General features: G+C 62.7%; 21 protein-coding genes. 9 read left to right on the top strand and 12 right to left on the bottom strand.

Annotated elements, in window-relative coordinates:
• Positions 1–144 precede the first annotated feature (144 nt).
• Together A4G99_RS10255 and fen are read right to left on the bottom strand one after the other, a co-directional pair.
• Positions 145–339, bottom strand: coding sequence for a hypothetical protein (locus A4G99_RS10255; RefSeq protein WP_066142981.1), 195 nt, complete (start codon positions 337–339; stop codon positions 145–147).
• Positions 340–385: 46 nt separating this feature from the next.
• Positions 386–1,366 (bottom strand): flap endonuclease-1, encoded by a 981-nt coding sequence (gene fen, locus A4G99_RS10250; RefSeq protein ID WP_066142978.1) that lies wholly within the window; start codon positions 1,364–1,366, stop codon positions 386–388.
• A gap of 104 nt (positions 1,367–1,470) precedes the next feature.
• On the opposite strand from fen, the gene A4G99_RS10245 reads away from it, so the two are divergent.
• A complete protein-coding gene (locus A4G99_RS10245) occupies positions 1,471–1,902 on the top strand; it encodes a hypothetical protein (protein ID WP_066142975.1) in 432 nt (143 codons plus the stop codon).
• 111 nt (positions 1,903–2,013) lie between these two features.
• Here A4G99_RS10245 and A4G99_RS10240 read toward each other — a convergent pair whose 3' ends face one another.
• Together A4G99_RS10240 and A4G99_RS10235 are read right to left on the bottom strand one after the other, a co-directional pair.
• Entirely contained in the window at positions 2,014–3,102 is a 1,089-nt protein-coding gene (locus A4G99_RS10240) for a thioredoxin domain-containing protein (protein ID WP_223301817.1), read from the bottom strand.
• An 85-nt stretch (positions 3,103–3,187) separates the two neighbouring features.
• Positions 3,188–3,769 (bottom strand): GNAT family N-acetyltransferase, encoded by a 582-nt coding sequence (locus A4G99_RS10235; protein ID WP_190303769.1) that lies wholly within the window; start codon positions 3,767–3,769, stop codon positions 3,188–3,190.
• Between the two features lie 89 nt (positions 3,770–3,858).
• Here A4G99_RS10235 and A4G99_RS10230 point away from each other — a divergent pair, with 89 nt between their 5' ends.
• The 3 genes from A4G99_RS10230 to A4G99_RS10220 all read left to right on the top strand — a co-directional run bounded on the left by A4G99_RS10230 (position 3,859) and on the right by A4G99_RS10220 (position 5,362).
• Positions 3,859–4,449, top strand: coding sequence for a class I SAM-dependent methyltransferase (locus tag A4G99_RS10230; protein ID WP_066142969.1), 591 nt, complete (start codon positions 3,859–3,861; stop codon positions 4,447–4,449).
• Positions 4,450–4,471: 22 nt separating this feature from the next.
• Complete coding sequence (locus tag A4G99_RS10225) at positions 4,472–4,891, top strand: DUF3054 domain-containing protein (protein WP_066142966.1); 420 nt, start codon at positions 4,472–4,474, stop codon at positions 4,889–4,891.
• Between the two features lie 72 nt (positions 4,892–4,963).
• Positions 4,964–5,362, top strand: a complete 399-nt coding sequence (locus A4G99_RS10220) for a TIGR03618 family F420-dependent PPOX class oxidoreductase (protein WP_066145110.1) — start codon at positions 4,964–4,966, stop codon at positions 5,360–5,362.
• A gap of 24 nt (positions 5,363–5,386) precedes the next feature.
• Here the strand turns inward: A4G99_RS10220 and A4G99_RS10215 are convergent, their stop codons facing one another.
• Entirely contained in the window at positions 5,387–6,028 is a 642-nt protein-coding gene (locus tag A4G99_RS10215) for an SdpI family protein (RefSeq protein WP_066142962.1), read from the bottom strand.
• Positions 6,029–6,115: 87 nt separating this feature from the next.
• Between A4G99_RS10215 and A4G99_RS10210 the strand changes: the two genes are divergently transcribed.
• From A4G99_RS10210 to A4G99_RS10205, 3 genes are all read left to right on the top strand, one after another.
• Positions 6,116–7,363 carry an OFA family MFS transporter gene (locus tag A4G99_RS10210; RefSeq protein ID WP_066142959.1) on the top strand — a complete coding sequence of 416 codons (1,248 nt, stop codon included), beginning with the start codon at positions 6,116–6,118 and terminating at the stop codon, positions 7,361–7,363.
• A gap of 324 nt (positions 7,364–7,687) precedes the next feature.
• Positions 7,688–7,909, top strand: coding sequence for a hypothetical protein (locus tag A4G99_RS27135; RefSeq protein WP_082837779.1), 222 nt, complete (start codon positions 7,688–7,690; stop codon positions 7,907–7,909).
• A gap of 129 nt (positions 7,910–8,038) precedes the next feature.
• A complete protein-coding gene (locus A4G99_RS10205) occupies positions 8,039–9,037 on the top strand; it encodes an ornithine cyclodeaminase family protein (protein WP_066142956.1) in 999 nt (332 codons plus the stop codon).
• On the opposite strand, the gene A4G99_RS10200 is transcribed toward A4G99_RS10205, so the two are convergent.
• The 7 genes from A4G99_RS10200 to A4G99_RS10170 form a co-directional block, all read right to left on the bottom strand.
• Positions 8,959–9,459, bottom strand: a complete 501-nt coding sequence (locus tag A4G99_RS10200; protein WP_223301816.1) for a hypothetical protein — start codon at positions 9,457–9,459, stop codon at positions 8,959–8,961. The two genes, A4G99_RS10205 and A4G99_RS10200, sit on opposite strands and share 79 nt — an antisense overlap.
• 54 nt (positions 9,460–9,513) lie before the next feature.
• A complete protein-coding gene (locus tag A4G99_RS10195; RefSeq protein ID WP_066142954.1) occupies positions 9,514–9,774 on the bottom strand; it encodes a hypothetical protein in 261 nt (86 codons plus the stop codon).
• Between the two features lie 56 nt (positions 9,775–9,830).
• Complete coding sequence (locus A4G99_RS10190) at positions 9,831–11,168, bottom strand: aspartyl protease family protein (protein WP_066142951.1); 1,338 nt, start codon at positions 11,166–11,168, stop codon at positions 9,831–9,833.
• Between the two features lie 73 nt (positions 11,169–11,241).
• A complete protein-coding gene (locus A4G99_RS10185) occupies positions 11,242–12,273 on the bottom strand; it encodes a presenilin family intramembrane aspartyl protease PSH (RefSeq protein WP_066142948.1) in 1,032 nt (343 codons plus the stop codon).
• A gap of 79 nt (positions 12,274–12,352) precedes the next feature.
• Positions 12,353–12,580 (bottom strand): H/ACA ribonucleoprotein complex subunit GAR1, encoded by a 228-nt coding sequence (locus A4G99_RS10180; protein ID WP_066142945.1) that lies wholly within the window; start codon positions 12,578–12,580, stop codon positions 12,353–12,355.
• On the bottom strand, positions 12,580–12,861 hold the full coding sequence (srp19, locus tag A4G99_RS10175) for a signal recognition particle subunit SRP19 (RefSeq protein ID WP_066142943.1): 282 nt from the start codon (positions 12,859–12,861) through the stop codon (positions 12,580–12,582). The genes A4G99_RS10180 and srp19 overlap by 1 nt, the downstream gene beginning before the upstream one ends.
• A gap of 564 nt (positions 12,862–13,425) precedes the next feature.
• Complete coding sequence (locus A4G99_RS10170; RefSeq protein ID WP_066142940.1) at positions 13,426–14,520, bottom strand: PGF-CTERM-anchored ABC transporter substrate-binding protein; 1,095 nt, start codon at positions 14,518–14,520, stop codon at positions 13,426–13,428.
• A gap of 62 nt (positions 14,521–14,582) precedes the next feature.
• On the opposite strand from A4G99_RS10170, the gene btuC reads away from it, so the two are divergent.
• The gene (gene btuC / locus A4G99_RS10165; RefSeq protein WP_066142938.1) at positions 14,583–15,692 is read left to right on the top strand and encodes a vitamin B12 ABC transporter permease BtuC; all 1,110 of its coding nucleotides are present in this window, start codon (positions 14,583–14,585) and stop codon (positions 15,690–15,692) included.
• Positions 15,689–16,957 (top strand): ATP-binding cassette domain-containing protein, encoded by a 1,269-nt coding sequence (locus A4G99_RS10160; protein WP_066142935.1) that lies wholly within the window; start codon positions 15,689–15,691, stop codon positions 16,955–16,957. The genes btuC and A4G99_RS10160 overlap by 4 nt, the downstream gene beginning before the upstream one ends.
• The last annotated feature ends 32 nt before the right edge of the window (positions 16,958–16,989 follow it).

Below are 16,989 nucleotides of genomic sequence, written 5' to 3'. Positions count from 1 at the left end.
CGTACTTGCCCTCGCGGAAAAATACTGTCGATTACGACGGCGAAGACTGGTTGGACGAGTTCGGTGTGGTTTCGAGGTTCGTTTTCCCGTCTCGCCACGAACGGACGCGCTCGGTTTTCGCCAAAATCAGTTCCAACTCCGGACTCATTCCGCATCCGAGACGAGGGTCCACGGCGGGTCGATAACGCCGATCATGGTGAGAATGATGGCCGGGAACCAGTAGATGGCGATGATTTCCAGCGTGAGGCTGTCGTACAACAGGAGAAAGCCGAAGAGGAAGACGAAGGGAACCACGAAAATCAACCAGACGGCTAGCGTACGTTGCTGCTCCACGTCCATTGGCGGGAGGTCGAACGAGGGGGGCAAGAATCCTTCGAAAGCAGAGCTACGTCCACTGGTCGAGACCGGTCTGGGTGATGCTCTCCTCGATGCGCTCGAACCCCCGTGCCACCTCGTCCTCGTGGACCTTCCACTCGTCGACGACGTACTCGCGGGCCGCCGCGATGTCGGGGTCCATCGACGCGTCGAACTCGTACTCGTCGGTCACGTCAGGGTCCAGAAACATCCCGCGGATGATGTCCACGTTTTCGATGTACGCGTCGCGCCCTTCGAGGACGCCGAAGAGGTCGCCGTGTTCCTTGACGCCCTTGAGTGCCGTTTTCGGGCCGACACCGGAGACGCCCTCGTTGAAGTCGGTGCCACAGAGGATGGCGATATCGACCAACTGTTCCCACGTGATGTCGTGTTCTTCGAGCGTCGCCTCGAAGTCCATCAACTCCGGGTCGCCCTTGCTCGTCAGTTGGCGGAGCGTGAGCGGCGCGCCGAGGAGGAGCGCGTCGTAGTCCTCCGTTCCGGCGTAATCGACCGCTCCCGTTCGCGCCATGTGCGCCGCCTGTGCTTCCCCTTCGGCGGGGGCCTCGATGACGGGCACGTCGAGCAGTTCGAGCAGTTCCCGCGTCGTTTCCTGAATGACGGGCGTGAGCCGCTGGGTGTGGGCTTCGAGTCGGGCGACTTCGATGGCGTCGCCCTCCTCGCGTGCGTCCTCCAGTTGGTCCTCCAGTTTCTCGCGCTGTTCGCGTCGGTTCTCGATCTCGTCGCTCTTCAGGTCCGTGACGTGGCCGTCGAAGACGAAGACGGGAACCAGGTCGTGTTCGAAGAACTTCGGGAGGCCTTGGACGACCCCAACGAGATTGGCAACCTCGGTGCCGTCCTCGGTGGTGTACACCTCGTCGCTGGTCCACTTGACCGTCGTCGTGAGATAGCGATAGAGCCAGTTGTGGGCGTCGATGGCGACGACCGAGCCTTCGATGTCGTCGAAGCTGACCTCCTCCAGGGATGCGAGTTGCCGCAGTGCGGAATTACCCATTTGGCGACGCTAAGGGCGGGAACGGCTTGAAAGCTCCCGTCCGGGACGACATCGAGCTATCTGTCGGAGAAAAGTGTATTAGAACCCGATTTGAAACGAAGCGTATGAAACGAAGAGCCGTCCTCACCATGACCGCCGGTTCTCTACTCGCACTCGCTGGGTGTGTTGGATCCCTCGGTTCGAAATCTCGGGATAGCGGCGTCGTCCTGACGAAATTGTCCATCGAGAACGATAGCGAAAACCCGCAAACAGTCGCAGTCGATGTGCTCTACGATGGCAAAAGCGTTTATTCAGAGAGACACGAGGTCACAGCGAAGGAGGGCAACGTTCTCGGTGGGAAGGAGATTACTGTCGACTTTCCTAGTGATCCCGGAGAAGTCGTGATTCGTGCGAAGATAAGGAATGACAGTGCGGAGGCGAACCTCACGGACGTGATGAAGAACGCGTGTGCGAGAGTACAAATTTGGATAGACTCGGACAGTTCGCTATCCATTTTTTCGAGCAACGAGGGAACCGGCTGTTTCGAAAACCGATGACTCCCCGTACTTCTCTTCGGTGTAGCACTCGCTCGTGAGTCTGTGTTCGACCAGTGTGACAAAGAGAGCGGTGAGAGAAGAGTGGAACATCGGGTTCACGACGAACGCCGATCAGTTCCCGGATTTCGTGCCGGTCGTCGTGCTGGTCGAGTTCGTCGTGGTTTTCGTTCCCGTGGTGCTCGTGGTCGAATCGCCGGACGTCTTGGTGGTGCTCGTCGTCCCGGACGTGGTGGTTCCGGAATCTCCCTTCGTGGTGGTCCCGGAATCTCCCTTCGTGGTGGTCGTCCCCGAACCGTCATCCTTCGTGGTGGTCGTTTTGGAATCGTCCGTCGTGGTCGTCGTTTTCGATCCCGACCCTTTCCCGAGCGCCGCGTCGAGTTGTGCCTTCGTCTTCTTCGGTGACACAGTCGGCGCGGTTACGGTGTCGCCGACGACGATGCGGGGGACGCGCGTGATCGGGATATCGTGTACTTGGTCCATCGTCTTCTCGATCTGGGACTGGTACTTACCCGACTCGATGAGCGAGGCGATATCCGAGCGGTCGCTCACGTCTGCCTTCTCGGCCAGGTTGAGAAGCGTCTCCGTCGTCGCCCACCCCGGCGCACTGTTCTGGTTTTTGAACACGGTGCCGAAGTACGTCCAGAACTGGTCGGGTTCCTGATTCCAGACGACCAACCCGGCCCGCGCCGCACGGGGTGAGTCGGGGCCGTGGAACCCTTCGCCGTCCTCGTAGGCGACGGCGCGGAACTCGATCGCCACGTCGCCGGGTTTGACGTACTCCTCGATGAGCGTCGGCAGGATGTCGAGGACGAAGTGACGCGTGTAGGGACACTTCCACGCGCCGTAGAACCGTGCCGTCACCGATGCGTCCTCCGACCCCATCGTCGCATACTTGTGCTCATCCGCCTTTTCCGGGCGTGACACCGACCGATAGGCTTTCGGTGCGGGTTCAAGGTCCTCCGGGTCCACGGGTTCGACCTCCGACGTCGTCTCCGTCTCTGTCTCCGTCTCCGTTCCGTCTTCGGTGTCCGTCGTGCTCGTCGTCGGGAATTGAATGGTCTCCGTCGTCTGTGCGCCGTTCCGTCCGCTCGAATTCTCCGAGGACTCGTTCTTCGAAAACGCCGAGCAACCGGCGATTCCGACCGTCAGGCCCGACCCGATGAGTCCGAGCACTCTTCTTCTATCGTCTCTCACTGCCATACACGAAGCGATACTAAACCTTCGTTAATAGGTCATTAACGGCTGAATGAACGGTGTACTAAACGAAGAGATCCTCTCCGTGAAATCATCGATCTTCCGAGCGTTCAACCGGCCGAGAGTCGTCCGATTGCGGTGGCCGACGACCCTCCTTCGCGGCCAGAAACTCCTCCTCGTTCGTGGAGAGGTCACGGGCACGATACACGTCCAATCCGTCCTGATAGCGCTCCGTTTCGGGATTCGGGTGTTCCAAGACCAGTTCCGCCAGTCCCGTCTCCTCGCCGGTGAACCCGAACCCCGCTCGATAGAGCGCGTGGTACGCGTAGGGATTGTTTACCGCGATTTTAACACGCTGATAATCACGCTCGTGAATCCGTCTCGTCGTGAATCGCGCGAGTTCGGAACCGATTCCCTCGCCGCGGCGGTCGGCGTGCACCGTCACGTACCGGAGCCACATCGTCCCGTCATCGGTGCGGTCCTCGTTGAACGCGATGGCGGCCACGAGACGGTCGTCGCCGTAGTTCACCGGAAGCCCCACCGCATCCCGTGAGATGCGGGCGACGGCCTTCCCCGTGTTCGACATCACGAACTTGCCCGCGTAGCTGAACCGTTCGTAATCGAGTCGCAGTTTCGGCCCCTCGTCCGGCCATCCCAGTACCGCGTACTCCATGCCCATCCGTTTCGGCGCGACCCACATCCCTCCATCGGGTCGCCCGTTCCCGCCGTCGAATTTTATGCGATGGGTCGCGTTCATCCGATATGTCCCCCACGAACGGCGATATCGGTCACTTCGACCGCATCGCACAGTTGTACGACTACTTCTCGCCCGATTCGGATTACGACATTCTGCGCGAAGGCCTCCAACAGGCCGAACGACGGGTCGAGCGAATCGCGGACGTGGCGGGCGGAACAGGCCGTGCCGTGCGCGCGTTCGACGTGGACGAGCGCTTCGTCGTCGATGCCTCCTCGGGGATGCTCGCACAGGCACACGCACGCGGACTCGATTGCGTGCGCGGGGACGCGACCCGACTGCCGCTCGACGCCGAATCCGTCGATGCCGTCGTCATCTCGGACGCGCTCCATCACATCGGCGACGCGAAGGCGACTCTTTCGGAAGTCGAGCGCGTGTTGCGGCCCGGCGGCGTGGTGATCATCCGCGAGTTCAATCCGGCGACAGTTCGGGGCCAGTTGCTCGTCCGTGGCGAACATCTGCTGGGAATGCGGTCGTCGTTTTTCACGCCGGACGAACTGGCTCGTCTTCTACACGCGGCGGACCTCGTCCCGCGAGTTCGGGGCCGTGGCTTCGATTACACCGTCGCGGGTATCAAACGCACATCGGGAACGACATAACCCCGGCCGTGCAACGAACCGTATGAGCAGTGCGTTCGTAACTCGGCGATTCGACCGCTCGGGAACGACGGCCGGACTCTTCATCGGCGATATCGTGGTTCTGTTGGTGCTCTTGGCAGTCGGGAGCCTTCGCCATCACGATCCGATTTTCCAAGAACCACTTTACTTCGCTAACACCGTCGCACCGTTCCTCATCGGGTGGTTGATATCCGCGTTCATGGTCGGCCTGTACAGTTCCCGCGCCCGCCGCTCGATTCGAACCTCGGTGCTGTTCGCGGACGGAACGTGGATTACCGCCGCGCTCATCGGTGCCGCGCTCCGTGCGACGTCGTTCTTCCACGGCGAGTCACCGGTCAGTTTCGTCCTCGTGATGCTTGGCTTCGGCATCCTGTTTTTGACCGTCTGGCGAATCCTGGCTGGGGTTACGTTCGCGATTCGCTAACGCGGTCACTTTTCCGTCGCCGAACGCCGTGGCCCGTAGCGTAAAGTGATTCCCGGTTGTCGTCCGTTCCTGATGTCGTCCATTCCATCCGAGTTCCACGAACTGTTCGAGAAGCCCGTCTTCGCGTACTTCGCCACGCTCACGCCGGAGGGACTGCCGCACGTCACCCCGGTGTGGGTCGATTACGACGCCGACGAGGACAGGGTGCTCGTCAACACCGAACGCGGTCGGCGCAAGGAACGAAACGTGCGGGAGAATCCGAAGGTCGGGATGGGAATGACCGACCCGGACAACCGCTATCGGGCGCTGTCCGTCCTCGGTGAAGTCGACGAGATGACCGAGGAGGGTGCCCGCGAGCACATCGACGAACTATCTCAGCGCTACACGGGGGAGGAGTATCAGCCGGAGATTCGGACGGCGCGAGTCCTGCTCAAAATCCGTCCGGACGAGGTCATCGCGCACGGCGGGTGATCGGAAACGGCGAAAATAGCGTTTTTACGCGGCGACACGCCGGTACTCGACGTACGAGTACAGCATGAGATAGGCCGCGGCGAGGAGGACCGGGCCCACCACGAGGTAAATCGCATATCGGGGGACGAACGCGCCGAGGATGGCGATGATCCCCGCGAGTTTGAACAGCGGCCCCGCACGCGCGTGAGTTCGTTTCCACACCCTGTCGTCCGAGAGCGTCCACGGCGTCCGAACGCCGATGAACCAGTTCCGCTCGACGCGGCTCATCAGCGCGCCGATGAAATAATACAGCACGCCGATGGCTGGCGACAGCACCATGGTGAAGTCGAACCGGTAGCCGAGGTTCCAGAGGACGATCAGCGCCTGCATGTACAGCATGAACGCGACGAACAGGACGATGAACAGATCGTAATACCGCCGGAACTCCGCGATGTTCTCCCGGAGCGGGTCGATCCGCGGAATCGCGGCGAAGAGCACGAGCAGTCCCGCGGTCATCGTCGGGATCAGGAACAGTCCCCACAGCTTTGGCATCGTGCCGTCGGCGTTCCCGCTCGCGTTCCAGTGGGACGCGATTTGGTCCGGCATGCGGGGATAGTAGTACACGCCCAGGGCGAACGAAACGGCGACGAGTGCGAGCGCGACGAGATACGATTTTCTCCCCTTCATGGAGGATAATAGTTCGTATTCCCTCATAAACGTACGCGGGTTTCCCCAAACCCAACTCTGATTGTTATCCGGTTGGTCGGTTGCGCCATGAGTACTACCGATGTCGATTATTCTGCCCGTGCCAAGGACGTGCTCGGGTTCTCCAGATGGTGGCAGGTCGCCGCTGCTGTCGTGATGATGGGGTTGGTCAGTCCGTATCAGTACGTGTGGTCGTCCCTCCGCTCGCCGATCGCGAATCGCCTCGCCATCGACCCGGCGGCGCTCGGCGCGGTGTTCACCCTCTTCGTCATCTTTCAGGCGGGGTCACAGTTCCCCGTCGGTTGGTGGCGTGACAGACACGGCCCACGGGCGCTGACGCTCCTCGCGGGAATCCTCGCCGGGGGTGGCTATCTCGCCCTGTCGCGTGCGACGAGCGTCTGGCAACTGTATCTCTTCTACTCGCTCGGGGCCATCGGGGTCGGTATCGTCTACACCGTCGCGGTGAACACGGCGCTGAAATGGTTCCCCGACCGGCGCGGCCTGACGACCGGGCTGGGGACGATGGCGTTCGCCGCGGGAAGTGCGCTCGTGGTTCCGTACGTGCGCACTAACGCGACGGCGTCGAGTTACCCGGGCGTCCTCTGGAACATGGGACTGCTCATCGGTATCGGAATCATCGTCGGAGCGGTCGTGCTCCGCGACCCGCCGAAGGGGTGGCTCGAAGCGACGGCCGACGGCGGCGACGAGGCGACGGAGATGGTCTCGGGTCCGCAGTACACGTGGCGCGAGATGGCCGGAACGTGGCAGTTCTGGGTGATGTACGTGATGTTCGTCTGCGCGAGCGGGGCGGGGTTGATGCTGACCGCGAAGGTCGTCTCCTTCGCCGAGCACTTCGGACTGGCGGCGATGATCGCAACCGTCTCCGCCATCGTCCTACCGCTTTCGGGTGGCGCGGGGCGGTTGATCGTCGGCGACGCGTCCGACCGGATCGACAGGGAGCGCGCGATGGCGGTCTCCTTTTTCCTGTGCGGCGTCGGTCTGTTCGCCGTCGTTTGGTTCGCGAACGTGAACTCCGACATCGGGTTCGTCCTCGCCGTCATCGTCGCCACGTTCTTCTGGAGTCCACAGTACACGCTGTTCCCGAGCGTCGTCGGCGACTACTACGGGCGGGAACATTCCTCGGCGAACTACGCACTGCTCTATTCGGGGAAGATGTGGGGTGGCGTGTTCGGCGGGGCAGTCACAGGGTTTCTCGTTACGGCCATGGGATGGACGGTCGCGTTCCTCATCGGCGGTGTTCTCGCAATCGTGGCGGCGCTCGGTGCGTTGCTCCTTCGTCCCCCGACGCACGACTGATCGGTGAATACCGCCGTTCGGTCGTCGATCATCGACGCCCTACCTCAATTATCGCCGGTAATTCTCCCTCGAAAAATTCAGACAACGCCTATCATGAGCATCGTTAACATGGCTTTGTGGCAGAATGAATTACTCTCGGGCATTTCACACCCCCCTGAGAGTGCAGAATTCTCGGTCTGGGGTCCCTGTATCCTAGTCGCATCTTCATAAGTTATGAAGATGTAACCGGTAGATTCCTTAGAGCATTCTCAATCCATACAGGAATCAGCTGCTTCGCCTATGGGAAACAGTTATATACCTACACCGCATATTATTGAATACATTATGACTGGATACTATGACCTCATTCTTGGCCTGATCCCACTCGCATTGGTCGGTGTAACCGGAGCGTTCAGCATCGCTGGACTCGCGCTAACGACCGCTGTACCCCTTGGAGCGTTCGTTTCCGTGCTCCTCATCGGACACGCACTGTTCGTAAACGGACCCGTCGATGAAGCATCTGCCCCGAACCCCCAGTCATCCGCGCCAGTCAATTCCGCTGAGTAATTTTCGTCTCTCTTTTCCCTCTCCTTTCTCCGTTCGTTTCACGTTCGCAGTTTATTTTCACCCTTCATTCCCGACGGCTACCGTTTCCGTTCCTCAACGGTTTTGTCGCTGGCTTCCGTTCGTCCAGCCATGACCGAGACGCTGTTTTTGACGAGCGACGACGTCGCTGGACTGGCAGAGATCGACGAGTTCGTCGATGCCGTGCGTGACGGCTATCGTCAGCGAGGACTGGGAGCGCCCGCGAAACCCCGGACGACGCTGGTGAACGACGAACCGGCGGGGATGCTGACGAGTTACTCCGCGATCCTCCCAGAAACGGGCGCGATGGGCGGCTACATGTATCCCGCCGGGTTCAGCGCGGGCGATGCGTGGTTCATGACGCCGCTGTTCGACGCCGAGACCGGCGAACCCCTCGCGCTCATCGACGGCGCGAGCATGAATCCGTTCAAGACCGGTGCGGCGGGTGCGGTCGGACTCGACGCACTCGCGCGCGAGGACGCAACCTCGCTCGCTCTCATCGGTACCGGCGCGCAGGCACGCGGACAACTGAAAGCGGCGATGACGGTCCGGGACATCGAAACCGTCTGGGTCTACTCGCCGACGAAGGAGAACCGGGAGTCGTTCGCGGGCGAGATGAACGAGGCGTACGACGCCTCGGTCGCCGCCGTCGCCAGCAGTGCCGCGGCCGTCGAGGACGCCGATATCGTCATCACCGCGACGACGGCCAGCGAACCGGTGTTCGACGGCGACCTGCTCAAGGACGGTGCACACGTCACCGCGATGGGTCAGTATCACCCGAAAAAGCGCGAACTCGACGCGACGACGATAGCGCGCTCGACGTACGTCCCCGACCTGCGGGAGCGCGCGACGTCGGACGCGGGGTCGTTCCTCCTGGCGATGGAGTCGGGCGACGTGACGGAAGAGGACATCCACGCCGAACTCGGCGAGGTGGTCGCGGGCGAGAAACCGGGCCGCGAATCGGCCGAGGAGATAACCGTCTTCGACAGCGGCGGAACGGGCATCGAAACCGTCGCTTCGGCGTACATGCTCTACCAGAAAGCCTGCGAGGACGGATTGGGCTCGACGATCTCGTTCTCGCCCGCGAGCGAGGCGCTGACCGGCGAATAGTTACGACCGCGAACCGACCCACGCCCCGAGCGCGACGCGTACATCGCGTGTCCGGCGTGAAAAATAATGGATTCGTCCTCTTCGAGGGTCATGTCCAACAACCGACCGAGCATGACCCGTTCCCCGAAGAGGGAGAGCAGGAGGCCGTAGCCGAGACCGCCGATTGTTCCCTCCGTTTCGGCGTCGAGTGCCGAGTTCGACCCATCTCCGAACGCGATGGCGAAGAGGCTACCGGCGAATCCGCCGTACAGGAGGTGGAGTGCGATTGCACCCACGGGATGGTCGTTCGGTTCGCCGCCGAGGAACTTCGCGCAAAACTCGGCCGTCGGCGGATACGACAGCGAAATCGACTCACGGAATGCCGTCATGACGACGGTACTGAACAATCCACCCACGAACCCGTTCGTTGCGTTCGAAGCCATGGAGTAGGCTCACAGCGGCGGTACGAATAGTTGTGACGGCACCCGAATCGACGATTACACCGACCAGCCGAACTGCTCTTTCGCCTTCTCGACTGCGCTTTCGACCTTCTTTTCGAGTTCGTCGATGGAGCGTTCGACGTAGTGGACGCGTTCGCGTGGAACGCGTCGGACCATGTCGTCGCCCTCGTCGTTGACCCCGACCTTGATCAGCCAGTGGTCGTCGAAGTAGACGATGTCGTCGTTCTCGGCTTCTCGTTCGATTACCTCTCCCTCCGGGTCGTCGTAGACGATGGTCGCCGTGCCCGTGTCTGGCATCTCTGGCATCGTTCGTGCCTGCGGAGAGTGAACGGAAACTTCCTTTGGCCGTTTCCCTACTCCTCGCCCGCCCGACGGCGGATGTCGATGCGATAGTCCGAGAGCACGTCCCGTCCGAGGATGAGCGGATGACGCATGTGGCTTCGGTCCTCCACGCTGGCCGTCACCCTGTGCCACCGTTCGCCGATACCGATGTCCACGTCCACCAGTGGCCGCGTCTTGCTCGCCTTCCCGCTGCCGAACTTCACGGCGGCGCTGCTCTTGATGGGACCCGCGCCGACCGCCGACGCGAGGTCGATACCGATGCTCGTCCGGGTCGCACCCGTGTCGGCCTTGGCGACGACCGACTCCGACGTCCGCATTCCGTTGACGACCACCAGTTCCGTGTAGCCGACTGTTCGGTGGCGGTTCGTCCCGCCCGCCCGACGTGGTTTACAAGCGGGAACCGAGTCATCCAGCGACTGGGCGATCTCCGCGACCTGTCCGGGGGGCACCTCACCACCCGCCCGCTCGATGGCGTACCGGGCGATGTACGGGGCAGCGCTTTTGCCAGTCGCGTCGAACAAGCCGGTGAACCCCGCCGTCGGGTTTATTTCGAGGACGTACCAGTCCCCGCGCCACTCCATCACGTCCACGCCCGCAACGTCGAGACCGAGGGCGTGTGTCGCATCGAGGGCGATGGACCCGACTTCCCTCGGGAGTTCGTCCGTTACGTCCTCCGGGGTGCCGCCACGCGCGACGTTCGTCCGCCAGTCGCCGTTCGGGGCCAACCGCCGCATCGCGCCGACGACCTCGTCGCCGACGACGTACACCCGCACGTCGGACTGTTTGCCCCGTTGGTCCAGAAATCGCTGGAGGAACGTGTGCCTGTGGCCGACGACCGGCGTCGGTCGCTCGTTTCGCGCCACCTTCCACGCCGCGTCACCGTGGGTCCCGATACCGGCCTTTTGGAGCATCGATCCGCCGACGTACCGACTCCCCTCGGCAAACGTGGCGGCGGACAATCCCAGATACGAATCCGGCGTTCTCACGCCTTGGTTGGCGAGTCGAACCGCTGTCGCGTACTTGTGAATCGCCGTCAGCACGGCCGGAGGCGGGTTGACCATCGGTCGATGTCCGGCGAGCGTGTTGGCGATTTCGAGGTGTTCGAGCGGATGTTCGGCGGTCGTCAACAGCAGTCGGTTGACGACGATATCCACGTCGGGGTCGAGTCGCGGTTCGTCCCCGATGATCTGGACGCGGGTGTTTCCCTTCCGAAGCCAGACGGGAACGTGGCCCAAATCGTCTATCGCGTTCAAAATCGCCTTCGTCTCCTTGCTGTTGTGAAAACTGAGGACGCCGACACGAACGGGTTCATCGTGCGGGGAAGGCGTTCCTTCGCCGAGAGGAGTCATGGCATCCCTACGCGAGGGACGGGCCTGTCCGTTTCGTCGGTACGAAACCCTGAGAGGTCCGAGAACGGTCGTGTTACAATCCGAGCGCTTTCATCAACGGAATGCCGCTCGCCAGCGCGCCGACGAGGTAGCCGCCGATTGCGCCGCCGTTCAGGAGCGGCAGTCCGGCGTGTGCTCGGCCCTTCATCACCATCCACAGCAGGACGAGTAGTCCGGCTATCGTTCCGATCATCGCGGTCAGCGCGGGCAGGTTGAGCGCGATTCCGGAGAGGAGCGCGTTCGCCGGGGAGAAGAAGGCCGCGCTGGCGACCATCACGGTCGGCATGACCGCGTCGCCGAGACCGATGAAGAAGGCGTCCCGATTCGCTTCCCCTTCATCTCCGACTGCTTCGCCGAGGCTCTCGGAATCGTCGAACTCGCCGTCCCCATCGCCGACCAGTTCGTCGTCGTTCTCGCTGACCGCGCCTTCGCTCGTCGCCTGCACGGCGTCTTCGAGGAACGAATAGGAGAGCGACAGCGGAATTACGAGGATGACAGGTATCTTCAGGTCCATCACGCCGGAGGCGAGCGTGAGCATGTGTTCCGTGCCGTAGACGCTGATGGCGTCGTAGACGGCCAGCACGGTGAGTAGGAGGATAGCGGGGAGCAAGCCAAAGCTGATGCCGAACAGTCCCGCCGACCCGGCACCCATCAGGACGCCCGCGGCGTCGATGACGTACCACTCCGGATACACTGCCAGCGCGAGTGAAACGAGCGCGGCGAAGACCCACGCGAGCACGTTGACTTGCGAATCGGAGACCGTCACCGTGACGACCGCCGGAATCACGACGCTGAACACGTACAGCGAAATCATCCCGCTGGTGAGGATGATAACCGCGCGCAGAATCCATTGCACGCCGAGTTTGATGACGACGAGCATTCCCGCCGTGAAGACGAGGATGACGCCGATGTAGACGAGGCTGTTCGTCGGGTCCGACGGGTCGCTGACCGTCTGGTACCCCGCCGTCTTGAACGGCTTCACCAGCGCCAGCGCGCCGAGTTGCACCGCCAGAAAGATGGCGACGGTCAACCCGGACGCGAAGAACTCCCGCGTTCGATTGTCCATGTCGGGAGATAGAAGTGACCCCTCTTTGTGGTTTTGGGTTCGTCGGATCGATTAGGGGTTTTCAGAACCGAACGGAAGCTTACCGGGCGTAGAGTTTCGCCCCGACGAGCGTCGGGAGCGGTGTCTCGTCGTCCGGCGACACCGCGACGTAGGGCTTTGACACCGGCCCGAACACGTCCACGACCCGTCCGACCGTCGTCAGTCCCTCGTCCACCACCATCGTGCCGATGTCCGGGTACTCCTCGCTCGGCGAGCGAACGATGGCCAGTCCTTGGGCCGTCCGGACGACCTGTCCGAGTCGCTGCATCACTCGCGCATGGCCGTGACGTATGCGGCGACGGCCTGTACGACGTCGTTCTTCGCGGAATCGTCCGCGTTCTGTACCAGCACGCGTCCGCGTTCCTCCCATCCCTCGCGGGAGTACGCCTTGTCGCGTTCGATCACCGTGTCGTAGCCGACTTGCTGTACCGCCCGTGCGATTTCGTCCACCGTCGGTTCCTCGACGGCCATCCCTTCCGGTACCCGTCGCCCTTGTCCGCGAGTCAACCCCGCGTCGATGTAGGCGGGCCAGATGACTATTTCGACCATACCGTCACTCCACAGTCCGGCGTTAAACTCCTTTTCGTGTCACGCCGACGAGGAGGTGTTCGTGGAGGATAGTGGATTTTGGTGGAAATCAGTATAAAATAGTATTATTTAGTATCTCACCACTCGCTACGCGGAGAGGTGTTTTGTTAGAAGGAGAGTGGAATCGCTGGGGAGCAGACCGCCTCGAAAGCCCCCGCCCGCTCGTGGTCGTTGCACGGGATATTTTGGCCTCCCCGCGCTGGAAGAGCGAAGCTCTTCCAAGCCCTCGTTCGCTTCGCTCACGAGGACACCGCACGGCTAAAATACTGGCCCGTGCAGACGCCCACGCGTTGCGCGAGTTCAGTCGGAAACGAGTTCCGACAACGTCCCCCTCACTGTGTTCGCGGGACCAGGCGGCCCCTTTCAATCCCACCCCGCACCGCTCCGCTACCGCACCGTGCCACACTCCTCCCCAACCGATTCCCTCACTACGTTCGGTCATCCCTCGCGCGGGCGCACTACCGTGCGCCTTTTCGCGCGCCGTGCGGTTGGTCCCCTTCGAAAAACGAAAGACGAAAAATCCGTTCAGAAACGCCGCGTCAACAGTCCAACGAGTCCGAGTGCTACGACCGCAATCGGAACGCCGAATCCGGGTTGGCCGCCGGATTCGCTCGTGCTGGTGGCCGAGTCGGCGGTGGTCGTGGTCGTCCTCGAACCCGAGTCGGCTGAAGTCATCGTCTGCTCGGTCGTCGTCGTGACGTTGGCCTTCTGATAGGCCTTCGGGTGGAGCGTCTTGGCCAGTTTCGCGATCGGTTTGACGATCTGTGGGGCTGGCTGGCTGACGTAGTTGGGGTTCAGCGAGACGGTCTGGTTCTTCTTCGCGGCGGGGGTGCTGCTGTAAGCGTCGGGTATCTTCGCGCCCGTCGAGACGATGAACCACTGGGGTTTCTGCTCGACGACGACCTCGTTACTGATGGGCTGGTAGCCGGAGATTCCTGCCTCCGCGGCGACGTTCGTCCCGCCAGCCTGCGTGATGATGGTGTCCATGAACGTGCCGTTCCCGGCGGTGTACCCGCCGCTCATCACGTACATGACCGAGGGACTGTCCTCACCCTCGACGGCCTGATGGACGGTCTCGATTCGGTCTTTCATCCACGAGACGGTCTCCTTCGCACCGCCGCACTCGCCCGTGAGTTTGCCGGTGAGGTTCGTCTTGGCGTAGATGTCGTCGATGGATTTGGCCTCGCGGAACTTGTAGACGGTCAGCCCGGCGTTCCGGAGCTTTTTGACCGTCTCGTCGGAGATGATGTTCGGGGCGAGGACGAGGTCGGGATTCAGCGAGACGACCTTCTCCGGGACGACGGCGGTCATCCCGGCACCCGAAACGTTCGTCTTCTCGCTCGCGCCGTCGAGGTACGCCGAGTACTTCGATACGCCGACGACCTTGTCCTTACCGCCGATCTTCCACATCGTCTGGGCCGCGCTCGGCGAGAGCGTGACGATCCGCTTCGGCGCTTCGTTTATCGTCACCTTCGCTCCCGTCGCGTCGGTTTTCGTGACCGGGAACTTGCAGGTGGTCTGTGCGTCAGCAGCGCCCGCGACGCCCGCACCGACGCCAGCTCCGAGGGAGCTGACGACGACGGTAACGAGCAACAGCGCCGACAACAGTCGGTGTCTCATGTAGTCGGCACGTCGGCCGTATTCAATAAATATTTACCTAAAGCAATTTCACTTTCAGATAGATGCGATACGGGACGCGAGTGACGACGTGGTGTGCGGGGTTGGTAGCGGCGCTGGTCGCCGTCGTGTTGGTGAGCGCGGCCATCGGCCCGACGTCGCTCTCGCCGCTCGTCGTCGGAAAGGCGCTGCTCAACGCGCTGGCCGTTCCGACCGGAATCCGGTTCGTGAGCGGGGCGCTCACGGTTCCCGGCGGACTCGTCATCACGTTCCCGTCGTTCGATCTGCAGTACAGCCACCTCTTCTCCTTCGCCGTCCCGGAAACCGCCACGATCATCGTCATGCGGCTCCGGATGCCGCGAATCGCCCTCGCCGCCGTGGTCGGGTTCGCCCTCGCCACCGCGGGCGTCGTGATGCAGGGCTTCTTCCGAAACCCGATGGCGGACCCCTCCATCATCGGCGTCTCCTCGGGCGCGGCCGTCGGCGCGGTGGCGACCATCGCGCTCTCGATTTCGATCCCGTTCGCGCTCCCCGTCTGTTCGTTCGTCGGCGCGATTCTCGCGGCGTTCGCCGTCTACCTGCTGGCGACCCAGAACGGCAGAACACCCGTCGCAACCCTCCTGCTCGCTGGCGTCGCGATCCAAACCCTCCTCGGCGCGGTCGTCTCCTACCTCCTGCTCCGGAGCGGGCGAAGCCTGCGCGAGGCGGTTTTCTGGCTGATGGGCCACCTGAACAACGCGTCGTGGACGAAATTCGGAATCGCGCTTCCCGTCACGGTTCTCGGTTTCGTCGTCCTGCTCCTCTTCGCTTCCGACCTCAACGTCCTCTTGCTCGGCGAGGAGGACGCCCACAACCTCGGCGTCGAAGTCGAACGAACCAAGCGGCTTCTGTTGATCGTCTCCAGCGTCGTCACCGCCGCCGCCGTCGCGGTTTCGGGCGTCATCGGCTTCGTCGGCCTCGTCGTCCCGCACATCATGCGCCTGCTGGTCGGTCCGGACCACCGAATCCTGCTCCCGACCAGCGCGCTCGCCGGTGCGGTCTTTCTGGTTGCGACGGACACCGTGGCCCGGTCCGCCGTCGGCGCGGCGGAACTCCCGGTCGGCATCGTCACCGCCTTCCTCGGCGCGCCCTTCTTCCTCTATCTCCTGCGGAAACGCGAGGTGCGTTCGCTGTGATCCGAATCGAGGACGTGGCGATAACGCTCGGCGACAGCGAAATCCTCGACGGCGTTTCCGCGACCATCGAGAACGGGCAGTTCGTCGGCCTCGTCGGCCCGAACGGCGCAGGCAAGACCACCCTCCTCCGCGCCATGAACGGCGTTCTCACGCCGAATTCCGGCCGGGTGGTCGTCGCGGACGACGCCATCGCCGACCTCTCCTCGAAGGCCGCCAGTCGCCGTGTGGCGACGGTTCCACAGGACACCACGTTGTCGTTCGATTTCTCGGTGCGCGACGTGGTCGCGATGGGTCGAAACCCGTACCGCTCGCGGTTCGGCAGCGAACTCGGCGACGGATCGAACGACGGGACGAGCGCCGAAACCGGAACCGACCTCGTCGAGCGTGCGATGGCCCGAACCGAGGTTTCGAGATTCGCCGACCGTTCGATCACCGAAATCAGCGGCGGCGAGCGCCAGCGCGTCCTGCTCGCGCGGGCGCTCGCACAGGACACGCCCGTCCTCCTGCTGGACGAACCGACGGCCAGCCTCGACATCAATCACCAGGTCCGAACCTTCGAACTCGTCCGCGAACTCGTCGCGGACGGGAAAACCGTCGTCGCCGCGATTCACGACCTGAACCTCGCGGCCCACTACTGCGACGAACTCCTATTGCTCGCTGGCGGGTCGGTGCTCGCGTCCGGACCGCCGACGGAAGTGCTGGCCGAGGAGACGCTACGCGAGGCGTTCGACGCCCGTGCGGTCGTTTCCAGCCATCCGGTCACCGGTTCGACGTACGTCACCGCGCTCCCCGACCGACCCGCGCAAAACGGGGGAACGGGGGAAACGGGCGGTCGGATACACGTCGTCGGCGGCGGTGGAACCGTCTCCCGACTGCTCTACCTGCTTTCCGCGGCGGGCTACGAGGTGTCCGTCGGCGTGCTGAACGAGGGTGATTCGGACCTCGAAACCGCTCGGCTTCTCGGACTCGACGCCGTCACCGAGGACCCGTTCGCGCCGATAGGAACGGAAGCGCGGGAGGCCGTCGAGCGACGAATTCGCGAGGCGGACGTGACCGTCCTCGCCGACGTGGAAATCGGAGCGGGCAACCTGGCGAACCTGGAGGCGGTCGCGGAAGCCGATTCGGTCGTCGTCGTGGAGGAGCGACCGTTCGCGGAGCGGAACTACGCCGGAAGCGACGCGGCGGTGCAGTATCGATCCCTCTGCGAACGGGGCGCGGTCGTTACCCCCGACGACCTCCTCTCGACCGTTTCCAGAGTGATCTGAACGGTAGCCGATCCGGATTTTGTCGAAAGGGT

Source organism: Haladaptatus sp. R4, from assembly GCF_001625445.1.
Taxonomy (GTDB): domain Archaea; phylum Halobacteriota; class Halobacteria; order Halobacteriales; family Haladaptataceae; genus Haladaptatus.
This window is presented reverse-complemented; position numbering and strand designations above follow the sequence as displayed.

Excerpts from the sequence above, each read along its gene's own strand:
- fen (WP_066142978.1), bottom strand. The coding sequence starts at position 1,366 with ATGGGTAATTCCGCACTGCGGCAACTCGCATCCCTGGAGGAGGTCAGC.
- A4G99_RS10255 (WP_066142981.1), bottom strand. The coding sequence starts at position 339 with ATGGACGTGGAGCAGCAACGTACGCTAGCCGTCTGGTTGATTTTCGTG.
- A4G99_RS10235 (WP_190303769.1), bottom strand. The coding sequence starts at position 3,769 with ATGGAGTACGCGGTACTGGGATGGCCGGACGAGGGGCCGAAACTGCGA.
- A4G99_RS10210 (WP_066142959.1), top strand. The coding sequence starts at position 6,116 with ATGAGTACTACCGATGTCGATTATTCTGCCCGTGCCAAGGACGTGCTC.
- A4G99_RS10245 (WP_066142975.1), top strand. The coding sequence starts at position 1,471 with ATGAAACGAAGAGCCGTCCTCACCATGACCGCCGGTTCTCTACTCGCA.
- A4G99_RS10230 (WP_066142969.1), top strand. The coding sequence starts at position 3,859 with ATGTCCCCCACGAACGGCGATATCGGTCACTTCGACCGCATCGCACAG.
- A4G99_RS10205 (WP_066142956.1), top strand. The coding sequence starts at position 8,039 with ATGACCGAGACGCTGTTTTTGACGAGCGACGACGTCGCTGGACTGGCA.
- srp19 (WP_066142943.1), bottom strand. The coding sequence starts at position 12,861 with ATGGTCGAAATAGTCATCTGGCCCGCCTACATCGACGCGGGGTTGACT.
- A4G99_RS10195 (WP_066142954.1), bottom strand. The coding sequence starts at position 9,774 with ATGCCAGACACGGGCACGGCGACCATCGTCTACGACGACCCGGAGGGA.
- A4G99_RS10190 (WP_066142951.1), bottom strand. The coding sequence starts at position 11,168 with ATGACTCCTCTCGGCGAAGGAACGCCTTCCCCGCACGATGAACCCGTT.
- A4G99_RS10185 (WP_066142948.1), bottom strand. The coding sequence starts at position 12,273 with ATGGACAATCGAACGCGGGAGTTCTTCGCGTCCGGGTTGACCGTCGCC.
- A4G99_RS10215 (WP_066142962.1), bottom strand. The coding sequence starts at position 6,028 with ATGAAGGGGAGAAAATCGTATCTCGTCGCGCTCGCACTCGTCGCCGTT.
- A4G99_RS10225 (WP_066142966.1), top strand. The coding sequence starts at position 4,472 with ATGAGCAGTGCGTTCGTAACTCGGCGATTCGACCGCTCGGGAACGACG.
- A4G99_RS27135 (WP_082837779.1), top strand. The coding sequence starts at position 7,688 with ATGACTGGATACTATGACCTCATTCTTGGCCTGATCCCACTCGCATTG.
- A4G99_RS10180 (WP_066142945.1), bottom strand. The coding sequence starts at position 12,580 with ATGCAGCGACTCGGACAGGTCGTCCGGACGGCCCAAGGACTGGCCATC.
- A4G99_RS10200 (WP_223301816.1), bottom strand. The coding sequence starts at position 9,459 with ATGGCTTCGAACGCAACGAACGGGTTCGTGGGTGGATTGTTCAGTACC.
- A4G99_RS10220 (WP_066145110.1), top strand. The coding sequence starts at position 4,964 with ATGTCGTCCATTCCATCCGAGTTCCACGAACTGTTCGAGAAGCCCGTC.
- A4G99_RS10240 (WP_223301817.1), bottom strand. The coding sequence starts at position 3,102 with ATGGCAGTGAGAGACGATAGAAGAAGAGTGCTCGGACTCATCGGGTCG.
- btuC (WP_066142938.1), top strand. The coding sequence starts at position 14,583 with ATGCGATACGGGACGCGAGTGACGACGTGGTGTGCGGGGTTGGTAGCG.
- A4G99_RS10170 (WP_066142940.1), bottom strand. The coding sequence starts at position 14,520 with ATGAGACACCGACTGTTGTCGGCGCTGTTGCTCGTTACCGTCGTCGTC.